General features: G+C 67.6%; 12 protein-coding genes. 2 read left to right on the top strand and 10 right to left on the bottom strand.

Annotated features, from left to right (window positions below; genetic code table 11):
- Positions 1-16 precede the first annotated feature (16 nt).
- The gene (locus tag L7N97_RS10875) at positions 17-571 is read right to left on the bottom strand and encodes a DUF4365 domain-containing protein (protein WP_237478307.1); all 555 of its coding nucleotides are present in this window, start codon (positions 569-571) and stop codon (positions 17-19) included.
- Positions 572-674: 103 nt separating this feature from the next.
- On the opposite strand from L7N97_RS10875, the gene L7N97_RS10870 reads away from it, so the two are divergent.
- Together L7N97_RS10870 and L7N97_RS10865 are read left to right on the top strand one after the other, a co-directional pair.
- Positions 675-884, top strand: coding sequence for a helix-turn-helix domain-containing protein (locus L7N97_RS10870; RefSeq protein ID WP_237478306.1), 210 nt, complete (start codon positions 675-677; stop codon positions 882-884).
- A gap of 3 nt (positions 885-887) precedes the next feature.
- Positions 888-1,310 carry a hypothetical protein gene (locus L7N97_RS10865; RefSeq protein WP_237478305.1) on the top strand — a complete coding sequence of 141 codons (423 nt, stop codon included), beginning with the start codon at positions 888-890 and terminating at the stop codon, positions 1,308-1,310.
- A 28-nt stretch (positions 1,311-1,338) separates the two neighbouring features.
- On the opposite strand, the gene L7N97_RS10860 is transcribed toward L7N97_RS10865, so the two are convergent.
- The 9 genes from L7N97_RS10860 to L7N97_RS10820 form a co-directional block, all read right to left on the bottom strand.
- Positions 1,339-2,958 carry a recombinase family protein gene (locus L7N97_RS10860; RefSeq protein WP_237478304.1) on the bottom strand — a complete coding sequence of 540 codons (1,620 nt, stop codon included), beginning with the start codon at positions 2,956-2,958 and terminating at the stop codon, positions 1,339-1,341.
- Positions 2,955-3,515 (bottom strand): DUF2924 domain-containing protein, encoded by a 561-nt coding sequence (locus L7N97_RS10855; protein ID WP_237478303.1) that lies wholly within the window; start codon positions 3,513-3,515, stop codon positions 2,955-2,957. Before L7N97_RS10855 ends, L7N97_RS10860 begins: the two co-directional genes overlap by 4 nt.
- A complete protein-coding gene (locus tag L7N97_RS10850) occupies positions 3,512-4,117 on the bottom strand; it encodes a DUF3489 domain-containing protein (protein ID WP_237478302.1) in 606 nt (201 codons plus the stop codon). The genes L7N97_RS10855 and L7N97_RS10850 overlap by 4 nt, the downstream gene beginning before the upstream one ends.
- Positions 4,118-4,761: 644 nt before the next feature.
- Positions 4,762-5,793, bottom strand: coding sequence for a DNA cytosine methyltransferase (locus L7N97_RS10845; RefSeq protein WP_309242788.1), 1,032 nt, complete (start codon positions 5,791-5,793; stop codon positions 4,762-4,764).
- Positions 5,794-5,908: 115 nt separating this feature from the next.
- The gene (locus tag L7N97_RS10840; protein WP_255721644.1) at positions 5,909-6,334 is read right to left on the bottom strand and encodes a very short patch repair endonuclease; all 426 of its coding nucleotides are present in this window, start codon (positions 6,332-6,334) and stop codon (positions 5,909-5,911) included.
- Positions 6,335-6,387: 53 nt separating this feature from the next.
- Positions 6,388-8,262 (bottom strand): DUF1998 domain-containing protein, encoded by a 1,875-nt coding sequence (gene drmB / locus L7N97_RS10835; RefSeq protein ID WP_237478299.1) that lies wholly within the window; start codon positions 8,260-8,262, stop codon positions 6,388-6,390.
- Positions 8,262-11,729: a helicase-related protein gene (locus L7N97_RS10830; RefSeq protein ID WP_237478298.1), complete on the bottom strand. Its 3,468-nt coding sequence runs from the start codon at positions 11,727-11,729 to the stop codon at positions 8,262-8,264. The genes drmB and L7N97_RS10830 overlap by 1 nt, the downstream gene beginning before the upstream one ends.
- The gene (locus tag L7N97_RS10825) at positions 11,726-13,477 is read right to left on the bottom strand and encodes a nuclease-related domain-containing DEAD/DEAH box helicase (protein WP_237478297.1); all 1,752 of its coding nucleotides are present in this window, start codon (positions 13,475-13,477) and stop codon (positions 11,726-11,728) included. The genes L7N97_RS10830 and L7N97_RS10825 overlap by 4 nt, the downstream gene beginning before the upstream one ends.
- Before the next feature lies 1 nt (position 13,478).
- Positions 13,479-16,304, bottom strand: coding sequence for a DISARM anti-phage system protein DrmE domain-containing protein (locus L7N97_RS10820; protein WP_237478296.1), 2,826 nt, complete (start codon positions 16,302-16,304; stop codon positions 13,479-13,481).
- Positions 16,305-16,355 lie beyond the last annotated feature (51 nt).

Genomic DNA, 16,355 nt, shown 5'->3' with positions numbered 1-16,355 from the left:
TTGCCCGTCCCGCTTCTTAGACGAGGTGGAGAGGCCCGTCCGTCGCCAGCATGTCCAGCTGCCCCGTGAACCGAAACGCCTGCAACCGTTGCAGCGCGGCGGGCGTGAGCGCCAGACCGTATTCGGGCTCGGACTTCAGGCCCGGGTAGTCGCGCGACGAGAACGGCGACTGCGGCTCGCGCCAGGCCGTTGACGGGATCAGATACATCTCGGGCGCGTCGCCCTCGTTCAGCAGCACCAGGGCGAGATAGCGGTTCGCCTCGATCGTGAAGTGGCGCTTGCGCATGAACACGTAGCCCGTGGAACCCCTCGCGGTCTTGACCTGCACGTCGAGGTAGCGCGGTGGCGAGGACGGGATGCGGATGACGAGGTCGATGGCCTTGTCGTCGACCTCGGGCGAGAACACGTCGAGCCCCGCGCGGACCAGCGCCATCTTGACGAAACACTCGCCGTAGCGGCCGACCTTGAGCCGGTCGAGATGCGCCCATGATCGATCCGAGACGGGCTGCTCCGGCGGGAGGTCTGAACCGAGCGCGGCAGGCTGCCGCTCGGCGGTGCTGTCGTCCGTCATGCTGGCGTGACCTCGGCGGGATCGGTGGACGGAGAGGTGCCCCGTCATCGTTTATGACTCATAGGCTGTGGGCCGACCGGGTTCAACTCGCTGATCTCCGCCCATGGATGTCAGGGGGCGAGTCGGGCTGAACCTGCAGCGTCTGCGACGCGAGGCGGGCCTGTCGCAGGAGGAACTCGCCGACCGCAGCCGGGTCCATCAGACCTACCTCAGCGGGGTCGAACGGGGCGTGCGCAACCCGACTGTGACCGTGCTGCAGAAGATCGCCGTCGCTCTCGAGCTGGACATTGAGGATCTGGTGCGGCGTCGATAACTGATGGCCGCCCTCGGCCATTTCCGCGCCGACGTGAGAGCTTGCCTCGTCGCTATGGCCACCACCGAGGTCGACCCTATGGTGCGCGCCCGAGCCGAGGTGAGAGGGGCGACGATGGGCCATGAGCATTCTCCGGCCGATGTCGGGCAGCATCGCAGCCTGGGGAGGGCCAAGAGCGCTGCCGAGGCGTCGCGCCCTGGCGAGGGATCCCTGGTCCTATACGTCCACGAGGAACCCGGTGGCCGGCGCGTGCTGACCGGGGGCGGCGCCACGTCAGACGGGATCTACGCCGACATCTTCGCCGCCCTGCGCCCCGGCGGCGTGTGGAACGGCGTGCCCTACGAGAGCCTGCTGCCGGGGCGGTACGACATCGTCGGAGATGCCCTCGTGCGGGCGGACGGATGCCTCGTGCCTTTGAGCGAATGAGCCCTCAGCCAGCGCAGCCGGGACATCCTCATCTGGAGCGTGGGGGCCGTCCCCACACCAGCCGCAGCGCGGCGCGCTGTTCGGCCCAGCCCATCCCGACCTCGCCCAGGCGCACCACGCCGATGCCGTCGGGCAGCGTGCCGTCGAGCGCCGCCTTGACGATGTCGGGGGCCAGCAGGGCGAGGTTGACCGTCGTCCTGATGTGCCGGTCGCTGAAGCCTTCCCGTAGCGCGATGGAGCGCGTGTCGCGAGCCCTGCCCGACGTGAGGTCCGCCAGCCAAGCCCGGCCGTCGGCGATGGCCTGCACGAGGCGCGCCCGCGCCTCGGCCCGGATCGGCCGGACCTCGGCGTCCTCGGGCGCGCCCAGGATGCCTCGCCGGCGTCGCGGCGGCGCCGGCCAGGGCACGGTGAGGGTCTCGGCGTCACGGCTCTCCGGAGCGGCCTGGAGGGCGATCTCAAGCCGGTCCGCGTGGACCACGACCTCGGACACCGCGCCCGCCAGCCACGCCGCCTGCATCTCCGCCGCGTCGGGCGCGATCAGGCCGGCCCCGCGCAGGGCGTCCAACACCATCGCCTCGACGTCGGGCGCGGCCACCCGCGGCCGGCTCCCCGCCTCGGCCTTGCGGCCCTGAGCCAGCACAGAGGACACGTAGTAGCGGTAGTGCAGACCCTTCTTCTGTGCCGTGCTCGGCGTCATGCGGTGGCCGCGGCTGTCGCGGATGAGACCGGTCAGCAGGGCAGGGGCGGCCCGGTTGTCCTGGCCCGCCCGCCGCGCCCCGGTTGCGAGCTGCTTCTGCACGGCATCGAACAGCTCGGGATCGACGATGCCGGTGTGTTCGCCGGGGAAGTGCCGGCCCTTGTGCACCACCTCGCCGACGTAGCACCGGTTCTTCAGCAGCGCGGCGAGTGAGCCCAAGGTGAAGCGCACCCCGCCCCGCACGCTGCCGTCCCGCCGTGGGCTCACCTTGGTGATGATTCCGCCCGCATCGAGCTCGGCCATCAGCGCCCCGAGCGAGCCCGCCGCGAGGTAGCGGGCGAAGATGGACCGCACCGTCTCGGCCTCGGACGGTTCGGGCACGAGCTTCTTGTCGACCACGCGGTAGCCGAGCGGCACCGGCCCGCCGGTGCGCATCCCCTTGCGCCGGGACGCCGCGATCTTGTCGCGGATGCGCTCGCCCGTCACCTCGCGCTCGAACTGGGCGAAGGACAGCAGCACGTTGAGGGTGAGGCGCCCCATGCTGCTCGTGGTGTTGAAGGCCTGCGTCACCGACACGAAGCTGACGCCGTGCCGGTCGAACAGCTCGACGAGCTTGGCGAAGTCGGCCAGCGAGCGGGTGAGGCGGTCGACTTTGTAGACCACCACGACGTCGACCCGCCCGGCCTCGACCTCGCTGAGCAGGCGCTTCAGGGCCGGCCGCTCCAGGCTGCCGCCGGAGAAGCCGCCATCGTCGTAGAGTTCTGGCAGGGGGCGCCAGCCCTCGTGCGCCTGGCTCTTCACGTAGGCCTCGCCGGCCTCGCGCTGGTTGTCGAGGGAGTTGAACTCCTGCTCGAGGCCGTACTCGGTCGACTTGCGGGTGTAAATGGCGCAGCGGAGCGGCTTGCTGGCCGCGGCGGGCGCACCGCGACCGCGGTCGGCGAGGCTGCTCATGGCGCAGCCCCGTCGCCGCCGCGCTTGGCGGGCTCCCGCAGCCCGAAGAAGCGCGGCCCGTTCCAGCGCGTGCCCGTGATGGCGCGGGCGATCTCGGACAGGCTGGCGTAGGTGGCGCCGCGCCAAGCGAAGCCGCCCGCGACGACGGTGACGTGATACGTCTCGCCGCCGTGCTCGCGCATCAGCACCGTGCCGGGCTTGAGGCCCGTCGGACGCGGCACGGGGGCGACGGGCGGCACGGCCGCAGAGCGCGCCTCACCGGCCTGCCGTCGGCGGCTGCCCTCCTTTGCGACGCGGTCGAGCGCTCGGGCCGACTCGGGGTCGAGGTCGCCGAAGGCGCGCGCCTGGAGCCGGTAGGCGAGCAGCCGCACCAGCAGCGGGCGCGCCAGGGCGGGCGGCGTGCCGCGCAGCCGCCTGCGCCAGAGCGCGCGCAGGGTGTCGAGGTCGAGGCCGGGCAGGGCGGCGAGGTCGGCGGCGAGCTGCTGATCGGCCCGGCCCGGCTCGGGGCTGAGGCGGGCGGCGTCGGCCGGAGAGGGCGGGGGAGGGGCCGCGCTCATGCCGCGCCGTCCTGAGCGTCAGCGGTGCCCATCGCTCTTTCATTCGGCCGCGGGTGTGCGACCGCGAGGCGATACAGGCTGCGGCCGTCCTCCCCCGCCACGCGTTCGATCGGCGTCCCGCCCTGGCGCAGGCGGGTCAGGGCGGCCCGGACCGTGTGGCACTGCCAGCCGAGCGCGTCGGCGATGCTGTTGAGAGTGGCACCACCGTCCCGAGCGACGAGGTCGAGCAGCAGCGCCGCCTTACTGCCGACCCGCGGCGGTCGGAGGCCGCCCGGGATGCCCTCCATCGGTCCTGCCGCGTCGGGGCCGTCGGTGCTGCTGCCAACGACGGCAGCGGGTTCCTGCACCGGCCCCGGCGATGCGGCGCTATGGCCGGCCTCGGTGAGCTTGAGACCGGTGGGGCTCCCGTCCGGCTCGGCGAGCCACTTCGGCCCGTCCGCCGTGACGGCGACGGGCACGGCCATGCCGAGGGCGACGAGGCGTGCCGCCATGCGGGCCCGGGCGGCGCCGAGCAGGCGGTCCGGAGGGATCAGGAGGCAGTCAGGATGGTGAATGGCGGCTCGCAGCAGCGCGAGGTGGGCATCGGTGAGCGGGGTGGGCATGGCGGCGTCCGGGATGGCGACGGCTCGGGCCGTCACCGACGCGGCCCCGCACGCGACAGGAGCGCGGCGGGGGACCACGGGCTGTAGCGCGCGCCCGTGCCATCACCACCGCTCTTCGTGCCGTGGAAGTCCAGCGCCTCGTCGGCGCGTAGGGCAGCATCGCGCCAAGTCCCGACTTTCAGGGGTCGCCACCTTGCGGACGTTGAGGCAGATCACCGAACAGCTGGAGACGCCACTTCCGGACCTTGAGCGGGCCGACACCCTACTGGCCGGTGTCGACCCTTGTCGGACGAAAGAGCTATAGGTGCGACGGCCCAAGTGGGTCGCCGCGGTAAGCGTCAGATGTCTGTCTGTTTGGACGTCAGCAGCGCGTCGTCCGCCTTGATGCCAAGGTAGCATGTGAATATTTGTATAGAATGGCCCCTATGTGATGGGTATCGGCATACAACTTTGACCCCCTCGGATGCATCACGAGCAAGCTACACGTCATTGTTGCTGGGCGTGCGGTGGGGGGAGATGAAAGGCACGGACGCGCCGAGCGGCGCGAGCAGGCGGCCCCGAGGACATCCGCGGTGCGCGACGAGGCTGGCCTTCAGCCGGTCGATCCCGGCGACCACGCGCTCGTGTGTGTCGGTATCCGCGGGTCAGGCAGCCACGGCGATCGGTGCGAGGGTCGAAATGGCGACCGGAACATTCGTGGTCAGGGAGCGCACGATAGCGGTCATGACCGGTGCGGCCACGCCATTGCCGATGATGCGGATCTGATCGCGCCGGTTACCCTCGGTGAGCTTGAAGTTGGCGCTGGGACCGCGGGCCGGCTTGCGGGGCGCCAGCCCCATCGCATCACGGAGTTCTGGGACTTGGAGCATGCGCAGGGTGGGCTGTCCCTCGTGCCACTGCACGAGGCCGAACCGGTCAAGCGTCGTGATCGTCCGCAGCGGCCGGTCGAGGGACTGCCAGCCCCCTGCCTTGTCGGACCCGTAGTAGATCACGAGGAAGTCCTTTCCCTCGCCGAGCGCGGCGATGCCCACCCGGGCGCGGGCCAGCGTGTTCTCCGACCGGGTCGGCGTGAAGAGCGGACCCGCCTTCCAGGTGCCGAACGGCCGGATGAAGGTACGGGCCGTGACAGGCACGACATGCGTCCGCTCTGGCATCCGGGGCTTGGCTTCCTGATCGCAGATCACGAAGAGCCGCTTGCGCGCCTGCGGCACGCCGTACTCGGACGCGTCGATCACCACCGGCTCCGCATCGTAGCCAAGCAGCCTCAGGCCGCCGAGCAGCCCGTCATAGCCTTTCCAGTTCTGGAGCGGCGTGACGTTCTCCAGGACGACCCATCGGGGCGCGGAGCTGCCCATCTTCCGAAGGAACTCAACGACGAAGTTTCCCGAGCGCCGGCTTTCCTCGTCACGGGGCTTGTTTCCCTTCGCGATCGAATGGTTGGTGCATTCGGGGGATGCGATGAGCAGATCAATCTTGCCGATATCCCGGCCGAGGATCTCGGGACCTGCGTCCATGGAGAGGCGCTTGTTGACGACCCTCGCGTGCGGAAAATTGCGCTTGAAGGTGCGCGCGGCGACATCCCAGGCATCGACGGCGGCCACGATCTCGGCGCCGGCCATGCTGGCTCCCCAGCTGCTGAGGCCTCCTCCACAGAAGAGATCAACCGTCCGAACCACTACCACCCCCTGAGGCCCTGCCCACGCTCGGTCAAGCTACACCAGCCAGGCTGCCAGGTCGGCTGCCAACGAACAACACCTGAAGGAAACAGCTCCTGTGGATCTTGGCTGATTATCAAGGGGCATCGGACGGAACCGATGCCTGTGGGGACTTCGCGCATGCCGCGACGATGCGGCGTACACAGCGCGCGGGCGATGCTTTGACCTGATATTCCCAGACCCGAACCACCGACCAGCCCGCCTTCCTGAGGGCGGTCCTGTTGCGGCGATCGCGGGCGATGTTCGCCGTGATCTTGGCCTCCCACTTCTCCGAGAGTTTCAGGCGCCATTCGTCGAACCGGTGCCCGTGCCAGAAGTCGCCATCCACGAACACCGCGACCCGCTGCGCCCGCATCACGAAGTCGGGCCGGCCCGGCAGATCGCGGGCATGCATCTCGAAGGCGACCCCCTTCGCCTCCAGCCGGGCCTGAATGGTCGTCTCCGGCTTGGTTCCCTTTCCCCGGATGCGCGACATTACCGCGCTCCGGGTTTCGGGGCTCATAATGTCGCCGCGATGCAGCCTCTTCGGCGCCCCATCGTCGGGCGGAGCTTCGCTCACTGCGCCCAGGAGAAATCGAGATCCCGGAAGAAGCCGACGTCGGGATCGTCGAAAGTGCCGGCCAGCAGCGCCCGGTCGAGCAGCCTGTTACCCTCCTCGCAGCTCGTTTCTGGCAGCAGCACGCAGCTGTGGCAGGCTGCGAGATTAGACGAGAACGCCCCCTCGTCAGGACTTTCCATGCAGACCGGGTCGTTCGAGCACCATGATGCCCTGGCGAGCGCGTCGTGCACCAGCGTCTCGAAGCGTCCGGGCGCCGCCTGCGCGACGAGCCCCCCCAGCGTGCCTTCGGAATCGCCGGACGCCGTGTAGATCAGGAATCCATTCATGGGCTGCTTGGGGATCTCGATACTGCAGTACAGGCGCTCACGCAGCGACGAGGAGCCGTAGCCGCAGGTGAACGTCAGCTCCTTGATGAGGGCGTGGGCAAGCGTCTGGATCATGATGAACCGCGCGTCGACCGGCCTTGCCGCCAGCCTCCTCCCGACCCGCTTGTGATTGTACCCGCCGATGAGCGGCCTGACACGCTTGCCAGCGACGCCGTCCCTGAGCCATTCCTCTATTGCGTCGGCCCTCAACTCGACGAAGATCCCCTCACCACGCACCTCGATTGCTGGGAGCCAATCGATGGTATCGGCGATCCCGAGTGGCTGGACGGCCGGATCACCGCGGTCCGTCTGGGGCATGAGCCGGGAGAATCCGACATGCACCCGCGTCTCGCGCAGTTTGCGAACGAGACCGATGCCAGCGACGAAGCGGCCGAGCCAGCCGTAGCGGCTGCCCTCGATGCGTTCCACGAACAGGTCGTCCTGGGGCCTTCCGCCGCCGCTCCTAAGGACATCGTATTCCTGTTTGCGAAATTCCTCCTCGGTCGTCGCCACCACCAGGGCGGCAGATCCCGCGAGACGGGTTGCCACGGCCTTGGCGAGTGCGTCGGCATCGACTTGGTACACGCCCGCGATCATCGCGCAGGCTTCTTTCGGCACCTTCCCATCCACCGTGACGCTAGTGAGCGTGCGCCACACGGTCGGGTTGTCGAGAACTCGGGCGATCAGGTCGCCCTCTGCGGTCCGTGTTGGCGGGATGTAAATCGAGCTAGTGACGAGGGGGAAGTAGACGTTCGCCCCGCCTCGCTGGACGGTCTGCAGGGCCTGCCCGCACGTTGTCACACCGGTTTCGCGGCCCAGCCAGGGCTGGGCGCCGCCGCACTGCTTGTAGCCCGTCAGGGCATCCTTGTCGAAGGAGCCTGCCAAGGAGCGGCTCTTCTTGCATTTGTCGCAGTTTATCTTGATGCCGGCGAGGCTGGCAGCGCTCCGCCCCGCCTTGAAGAACAGCTTGCGATCGGCGTCGCTGCAGGCGCAGTCGATCCAGTTCTGGAACGGAAAGTCCTCGATGTGTCCGTGCTCGCAGATGGCCACGATGCGGACGGGGATCATCCGCCTGCCGTGACCCGCCTTGCTCTTGCACTCCGTGCATTGCGGCTGGCCGCCGAAGATCGTCGTCTTGCCCATGCGGAAACATCGCGGGCAGTAGTGCCACAGCGGAAAGCGGACATGAGGGATCTTGACCTTAGGGCTGCCCTCGCCCTCCCCAAAATCCGGGGGCTTCCTGAAGTGGCTGCACCCAAGGCGCGCCTCCAGCCGCTCTTCGTTCACGACCAGAGCCGGATCCAGTGCGGCCCCGTCCGGGAACCACTGGTCCAGCCCCGCGCACATCAGGGCCTCGTCGTTCCTGAAGTCGTTGATCGCGCCGATTCCGAAGGGGCTGATGACCTGCGACCTGCGTATGGGACGCCGCCGCGGCAGCTTCCTAGGCTGCATCTGGGCGCCCCTGGCTTTGCCCTTGCCGAAGTGCCCTCTGAACCCCGACCTCATCAGACGCTCCCGCTCGCGTAGGCCGAGACCAGGGTGGCCTCGCAGTCCGCATCGACGTTCCGCATCGACGTTGCGGTCGCCTTGACCGTTCCGATGAGGTGATTGAGGTTCTGCGGGAGCGCCCGCCCTGCCGGATAGATCAGCGGATCGTCCGGGATCTCGGACACCTTTCCGTAGTTCTGGGGTTTCCGACGCTGCCAATCGTCGAGAAACCGGTCGAGGGTGGCGCGCGCCCTCGACACCTCGTCGCGATCTACCAGGGCGACCCTATCCATGACGATGGCGGTCACCGCCTTCCGCTCGGCGTCCGACAGCCCAAGGTTCGGCCTGTCGCGATGCTGCGGGTAGCGGAAGCGCACGACGGCCACAGCCAGGGCGTGGATGGCACGCTCGCAGACCGGGATCGAGAAAGGCGTCACGCTGGTCGGCTCCACGTGCCGGTAGGCGTTCTCATGAAATGGCCTGAAGCTCTCGAAATGTGACCGGTCGCGAGGCTTGAATGGGTTGAAATTGGTAATGACAAGCCCCGGCTTGTCGCGCCCGCGGCCCACGCGGCTCGAAGCCTGGATGTATTCCGATGCCCCCTTCGGCTGACCGACGATCGACATGATGCTGAGGCGCGGCACGTCCAAGCCGACCTGGATCATGTTGGTCGCGTAGCAGAGGTCGACGGTCTCTGTGGACGGCTTCGCCGTAAAGAGCTTCTGCAGCACGCCCGGGATGTCACTGCTGCGCATCCGGCTGGTGAGCTCGTCGAAGTTGTTGATGAAGCGCCGCTGATCCGGGGCGCCGTAGGTCGCCTCGAAGGAGAGCCCGATTCGGTCCCAGACCGCGTTCAGGTACTCGCGGATGTCGGCCTGCACGAGCGTGGAGGCCCGGCCGAGCTCCCGCAGGCTGTTAAAGTAGACGATGAGCGACCAGTAGGGATCGACAAGCGCGTCAAGGCCGGTCGTCGCCTCCACGAGAGCGGGAGCCTGGAGCAGGGTTGCCAGAGTGCGGACCTGCGCCGTGACGTGCGAGGGAACGGCCGTGGCGAGGACGCCGACGTAGGTGCGGCCAGCCTGCCCGGATCCTTCACGCGCGAAGAACGATTCACCCGCCCTGAGCCCCTGGGGCGGGAAGAGCTTGGCGTCGCGACCGTAGACAGCTTTCACCTGCTGTCCGGCGCGTGCGATCGTAGCTGTCGACGCCACGATCTTCGCGGGGATACGGACCCCGTCAGCCACGCGGGTCGTGAACTCGTCGATCACGGTCTCGTAGTGGCCGACCATGGAGCCGAGAGGCCCGGAGATGAGGTGCAGCTCGTCCTGGATCACCAGCTCAGGAGGCGTAACCGCGTTCTCGTTGTCGATGCCAAAAAGGTGTCGTGCCTCGGGGTTCCACGGCATCATCGCGAACTTGTCGACGGTGCCGATCAGTAGTGTTGGCGGCTCCCGATAGATGCCCTCGTCCACGACCTCCAGGGGCAATCCATCCGCCGTCGAGAAGGCGCAGCCGGGGTCCTCGCAGCGGAAGCGTACGTGCTGGTCCCCGCCCGGCCTCTTCTCGCGCCGGTAGCCGAATATGCGGGTAGCGCCGTCGTAGTCGTGCGGCCCCATGTCGATCCCGCACCAGGGGCAGGACAGGATCACGAAGGGGTTGTCGCCCCCTTCGGAAGTCAACTTGCCGAACGCCACGCTGGCGGCGGCGTCCCTGTTCGGGGTCACTGACGAACCCAGCCACAGCCCGATGGTGATGGGCAGGTCACCGAAACGCTTCGGATTTTCCCGACGGACCAGTTCGAGCGCGCAGATGAGCGACGCCGCCCGCTGGAACTGCTGCGTGGTTAGCAGCCGCAGGGTGTAGCGCATGAGGACGGTGGTACCCGCGTCGACCGGATTACGTAACCTGCGGAGCAGGATCACGAGCGCCGTGAGGCCAAGATAGGCCTCGGTCTTTCCCCCGCCGGTCGGGAACCAGATGACGTCGACAAGGCTGCGCTCCTCGTGCCCGGGCTCGACGAACGAGCGAACGTTCATGAGGACGAAGGCGAGCTGGAAGGGCCGCCATCGCGTCTCGTACGGGTAGGCTGGCGCGGGATAGAGGGCCGTCGGCTCCTGGCCGCCAACTCCCTTGACCCACTTACGCCGCTTGTCGTCCTCGGATGACAGGGTGTAGTGCGCGCGCTGGCGCACCATGGCCATGTTCATGAGCTGGAACGCCTCGAAGGCATCCGGGTCGTCGACGAGCAGATCGACGCCTTTTCGGATCCTCCCCAGGCAGTCCCGGCATTCCCGCAGGTGTGCCTCTCCCCGCTCCTTCAGCTCCGGCTCGCCGGCCAGCCCGGCATCCGCCGCAAGCTCGCGTTCCCGCTCGTCGATCCAGGCCTCGTACGCATCCGCCAGGGCGCGGCAGGAGGCGGTGACATCTGCCCGGGAGGCTTCCGCGAGCCTCCGCATCGAGAGTTCCACGCCCGGCGCGTCCTCAAGCGGCAGCACCGGTGGTTGTTCGAAGACCGGTAGCGTCTCGCTTCGGATGCAGATCGGCAAACCCTCGCCACCGATATCCCAGTCGGCGGCGCAGCCATGCCCGACCGCGTAGGTCGGCCGGTGGCGGTAGAGCAGGCTCAGCGAGGCCTCCTCCTCGTCCTGCATCGAGGATGGCCTACCTGGATAAGCGAGGATGGTGGTGCCCGGCAGCGGCTCTACCGAGAGGGAGCACTGGAAGAAGCACTTCTCGTTAATGGGCCGGGAATTCTGGACGACGTTGACCAGCGTGACGGTCACCAGCCGCTCGTTCCCTCCGGCCGGGCGGCTGATCACATCGATGGTGAGCTCCCCGGCAAGGGCCGGCGGAGAAATGCGCCTGCGCGGCAGGCGGATGCGGGTCTCGCGGCCGGCGAGATCCTGAAGCGCATAGTCCTCGGACTTCTCGTCCGGTGTACGGAACCAGAGCTCGGCCTCCGATCCGTCCTTCTTGAAGCTCTGAAAACCGGGGACGGCCTCCTTGTGATAGGTGCCCCAGGTCGCCTTGACGCGAATCCCCCCGCTCACGTCCGCCAGAAAGCTGATCCCCATGGTGCTGGGCAGGAAGGTCGAGGTGGGATCGACCTCCACGTCCGTGTCGGGCGTGCGGTCCTCGCTAGCCGTCGCTTCGATCTCGGCTTGGTCGTCGATGCCGGCTTCGGCCGCGCTGCCGCCCACGCCGTCCTCGCCGACAGCGGCGGCTTCCTCGACATCTGCGGCCTCTTCCCCGGCATCCAGCGTCGCCGAGAAGTTCACGCCTGCGGGGAACAGGATGCCGGCGGAGTAGCGATAGCGGGGTGGGTCCTGGGGCCGGAGGATCTCCTGCCCATGGCGCTTGCGGTCGGCGGAGAGATCGACCTGCATGAGCGGGTAGCCCGGCGCCGGTCCGATCAGCTCCCGACGAAGGCTGTCGATAATGAAGTCCCGCACCTCGCGGGTCGTGCCGACGCTGCGACCGGTCATGATGCCTTCTGTGCAAGGGTGGCGAGGACAGCGTCCGTCAACCTCTTCTCCATTATGGGACGCGACGTCTCGGGAGCGAGGATGAACAGTCGCAGGCGTGCCCGCGACATGGCAACGTAAAGAATCGCGTCCGATTCGTCCTCGTTCCGGGCGTCGGCGTCGATGACGATGACCACCTTCCGCTCAAGGCCTTTGAACGCGTGGGCTGTCGCGTAGGCGACGCCCTGCCCGGGAGCGTGTATGTCCCTGACGGGCCAGCCTCCGACGTTAGAGACGCACGATAGCAGCGAGTTCTCCCTGCGCCGCGCTCCGAGGATGACCACGTCGGCGGCCTTAATGCCGCTCTCGCGAAGCTGCCGCACGACCGCTTCGAGTTTCGCAAGCCCTGAGGCGCGGTCGGCATGGAACTGCAGGCTGACCTGCTCGCCTTCCGGCTGCCGGTCGCTCAGCCGCTGCTCCCCGAAGCCGCTGAGGATGCCCGTCTGCATCGCGATCCGGCGCGTGTTCCTGCAGTTGAGGCGGAGGTTGAAGACGGCGACATCGCCGAGCGACGCCCTCAGAAGCTCCAGCGATGCGTCGGACGAGCCCGTGTAGAGAGCTTGTCTCGTGAAGTCGCCGAGCAGGAGAATCCACGTGCCACTGGCGGCGTGCGACCACGCCTTCAGCAGCTCCGCTAGCCGCGGCGACGGCAGATCCTGGACCTCGTCGAAGACGATGACGTCGAAGCGTTCCCCGCTCTCCTCGATGGCGAGCGCTCCTAGTTCGTAGTAGAGGCGCCCGTACAGCTGATCGCCGGAGGTTCCGGCCTGTTCCGCCTGTCGCAGATCCTCGGCGAAGGGAGAGTTTGCGATCCGGTCCCTGAGAAGACCATGCAGGTGGCCGGCCACGACGCGCCCCGGTCCGAAGCCCGCCGTCGCGTCCTGCAGCCACCCGCCCAGCCCTCCGTTAAAGCACGAGACGAGGACGCTGCGCCCCGTCTGGGCGATCCGGCGAGCCTGCTCGATGCCGATCAGGGTCTTGCCTGTTCCCGCGGGACCACGGAGGAGACAGACAGGGTTGTCCGAGACGTTGTCGAGGGCCTCGAACTGCTCCTCCGTCAGGATTTTCAGACGCTCCTCGGTGTCCCAGTGCTCCGATGCCGGGAATGGCACCCGCTCGAAATCCGGGCGAAGGAAGGACAGCATCCGCGAACAGGTCGCCGCACTCGGGGCGACGAGATCCGTCCGCCCGGCGAGTTTCGCCAGCGAGGGTGTGGTCCGTATCCGGGATCCAATATCGCCATCGAGTTCGTCCCGGGCGATGACCTCGTCCCCGGTCGCTTCCGGGGTACGCGGTGGACTCGCGACATCCGGGAACACGACGAGCCATCCGACGGGACAACGCGCCTCCTGCGAGCCTGCCCCGAACTTCGCCTTAAGCGCGGCCAGCAGCTTCCACTGGCCTTCCTGGGCCTGACGGTAGGGACTGCGTTTCAATCGATCCGTTGCGCCGTACCGGTTGCGGGTGGTCCAGACGCCGTCCGCGACGGAGACGCCCCCACCCTTCACTTCGATGCAGACGATGCCGAGACCTGGGATCAGGACGACGAAGTCGATCTCCCCGAACTCGCCCGTCCAGGCGCTCGAAACCCCGAGGGAATGGAGGACCGTCCAATTGTCGCTCGACGACGCGGACCGCAGCGCCTCGAAGACGCGCCGCTCGGACACGACGATGGACGCATCGACGTGACGTGGCACCATCACGGCCATATCAGGCGGCCCTGGCGCGCAGCTGGGACGTGAGGAGGCCCGACTTCCAGACGGGGTCCTGCCAATGGAGGCGGTTGACGTACGAGGCCGGACACTCGCGCGCCTCGTCCTCCACGCCTGCCACTTCAAGCACCCAGACGGTGCCGATGCCGAGATCGATGGCCAGCTCCGTGTCGGAGGGTTCGAGCAACATCTTGCCGCAGCGGCGGGAAAGCAGGTCGGTGAGCTTGGCTCCGGCCGTCTGATGGAGTGCCCTTAGCTCCGCGATGGCATCCGTGCACGCCTTCCACGCAGCGGGCCTGATCGTCTGATCCGGGAAAGCACGCGCGATTGCCTCGACATCGTCGACCGATCGGGGGCCGATCAGGGCCGCGTTGTGCAGCCAAGCGCGGACGGTTGCCGGATGCCGACGTACCCCGACGAGTTCCAGCCTGCGATGGATCGCTGAGTGGTCGACGGACGCAGCTTGCAGAACCCGGCGCCACAGGCTCGAATGCTGGCGGAGCGCCTCGTAGCCTTTCTCGCCCTTGATGTCCTGTGCGAGCAGGCGGATCACGTCACGGTCCCCGCCTTCCCGGACCACGATCCGAGTTTCAGGGGCGAGGTCCGCGGTATGCGCCTCGCGGACATACGTCTGCCCGCCGTCGCTTGGCACGAGCAGGGTGATCTCGTGCTCGGCGGTCATGGCCGACCACGAGCGCCCCGCGAAACGGACGATGCGAGCCTCGCAGGTCTCCTCCCCGCGCGAGGGTGCCGGGATGGTGATCCGCCGCACCCAGCTCCATTCCCTGGTCGCGCGATCGAAGCCGTCGAGGTGATCGATGTCGGCCGGCGCCAGCGGTTGCATGGAGGCCTCGTAGCGCGGCTCCGGGAATCTCGCTCCGGCGATGCTTGTGAGCTTGGTACGGGCCTTGACATCTAGCCGCATGGCCCTGCGCAAGGCATCCCGTCGACCCAGGCGGCGCCGGTAGCAGTCGGTCTCAAACTCGTATCCGAGGAACAGCGTGTTCGCCGAAGGCCACGGATCGACGAGGCGCTCGAAAAGATCCCGACGCATGACCGAGAACCCGACGATCGATGCCCTGTCCCCTTCCTGCGCTAGCTCGCGCACGGCCACGCAGCGCGTTTCGAGATCGTGGCGCCTGAAGAAGGCATCAGCCCGCTCGCGGCTCTGACGGTTCCCGGTCACGAAGATCTGTCTGTAGGTGCTCTCGCTGGCCGTCCGGGCCAAGCGAAGCAGCTCGCCGCCTTTCGCGGTGAGGCTGCCGCCGACGGCAAGCGCGCGGAAATTGTCGACCGCGTCCGCGAACTCGACCGCGGCGCCGGCGCCTTCTGGACCCAGCCTTGTTCCGATGCGATCCGCGGCGCGCCTGATCGCATCTGCGGCGGCGACGGCGCTATCAAGCTCGGCATCTTCGGGCACCGTCAACCAGTTCGCGCACGAGAAGAAGAGGTTCTGGGCGCCTGATAGCAGATCCTCCACCCATTCCTCTTCCTCGACCGACTCGTCCCCTAAGCGCAGCCCCAGGTGCGCGAGAGCCGCATCCGCCCGCCTGAGGGTATGCGATTTGCAGGAGATGAAACCCGGAGTTCTTAGCGTCTCTCCGGCAGCCGCACGGAGTGAGGCGTCGATGCCACTAGAACCCATGCGGATCTCCGACGGGCCGGCCCCGATGATCTCGTGCGCGGTCGGCTCCCAGACCACCCATCCCTTGTCCGCCAGGAACGCGATCTCCGAGCGCCTGCGAGCCTCCACAAACAGGATGAGCCGCTGCCGCTCGGCAATCCGTCCAGCCAAGCTGAGATCCCTGAGGACCATGTCGAGACGATCAGTGAGAACGAGCCTGGATCCAGGTTCAATGTCCTCAGCGAGACAGGCACGTTCTAGGTCGAGCAGTTCCCTCTCGATGGCGATCATGGGCTGCCCGGCCGAGCCGGATGGCTCGATTACGTAGGCCTTACCCGCCGCATCCAGCCCGCCAAAGGGGAGGACCCGCCTGACAGGCATCAACGCGGGGCCTTCAACGCTGACCAGCGGCAGGGATGCAAGCGTGCGGTGGAAACTCTTCCGCATGCCTGCCAGGATGACCCTGGTCCTAACGAGGCCGGTGTTCGCAAAGAGCTGGCTGCCCAACAGCATGTCCAACTGGTTCGGTTGAGGGGCGACGAACTTCGTGTGCTGGGTTCCGAGCGGCTGGTGGCGTGTGGTCGGCTCGAACCAGAAGGCCCGGTCGGCCGAAGCGTAGCGGGTGCCGTTGGACTTGTAGGTGGCCTTGTCCATCATCCGCAGTCGAAGCGACCCGTCCGCGTTGACGGCATCGAGCTCGAACACCTCTCCGCCGGGACCAAGACGGACGCGCTTGCCTGGACGCAGGCCTTCCCTGAAGGCAGGGCGGGTGCCCTCCAGATCCACCGCGAGACACTCGATGGCCGCCATCAGGCCGACGGTCTCGGAAACCTGATCCGTCGATGGAAGAACGATGCAGATCGGCTTGTCGACCTCGGTGGCGAGCGCGGTCGCCAGAAGCACGTGGAGCAGGTGCGTGGCCTCGACTGCACCAGCATCGACTTGGAAGCGGGCTCTCGCGATGGCGGCAGGCTCGATGACAAGTCGGGGTCTTGGAGCCGGCGTCGGCGCAGGTGCCACCGTCGCCACGATGTCAATGCTTAGGGGGACAAAGGCCTCGCTCTCGGTCACATTACCCTGACCGCAGCTTTCCACCGCTGCAGGGGCAGTGATTTCGCAGGGCTGCACCTCTTTCGGCTTCGATTTGCGCGACAGCAGGTGCGCGCGCCGGGCAGCGGCGATGGCCTTGTCGGCCATCATCCGATCGAGCTCCTGGCCCTTGTGCCTCCCCCCCGGAAACATTCTACGGCC

The sequence above is a fragment of the Lichenibacterium dinghuense genome, assembly GCF_021730615.1.
Lineage (GTDB): Bacteria > Pseudomonadota > Alphaproteobacteria > Rhizobiales > Beijerinckiaceae > Lichenihabitans > Lichenihabitans dinghuensis.
Note: the sequence above shows the minus strand (reverse complement) of the source record. Positions and strands in the feature narration are given on the sequence as shown.